Below are 285 nucleotides of genomic sequence, written 5' to 3' on the forward strand. Positions count from 1 at the left end.
CGGCGGCAGGTTCAGCCAGACGCGGTTCGAGCCGCTTGCCGTGTAGCTGCCGGCCTCGCAGCGGGCCGGGATCGGCGGCCGCCAGCGCAAGCGCCGCTTCGTCTCGGACGAGTCCCTGCGGGAGATCGCCCGGGTCCTGAAGGACGGCGGCCTATTCCGCGTCGCCAGCGACATCGACGACTACGCGGGCTGGACGCTGGCGCGCGCCGCGCGCCGTCGAGGAACGTCATCCCGAGCTGCACACCGGCATGCTGAGCGAGGCGGAGCAGGCGCTCCCAGACACCG

The 285-nt window shown here is 73.3% G+C and carries 2 pseudogenes; one reads left to right on the forward strand and one right to left on the reverse strand.

The window, feature by feature from the left end:
* Positions 1-78: pseudogene (locus WDW90_RS39045) on the reverse strand (phospholipid methyltransferase); the annotation flags it as partial.
* Position 79: 1 nt separating this feature from the next.
* On the opposite strand from WDW90_RS39045, the pseudogene WDW90_RS39050 reads away from it, so the two are divergent.
* Positions 80-285, forward strand: a pseudogene (locus WDW90_RS39050) (hypothetical protein); the annotation flags it as partial.

The organism is Methylobacterium nigriterrae (genome assembly GCF_037106235.1).
GTDB lineage: Bacteria > Pseudomonadota > Alphaproteobacteria > Rhizobiales > Beijerinckiaceae > Methylobacterium > Methylobacterium nigriterrae.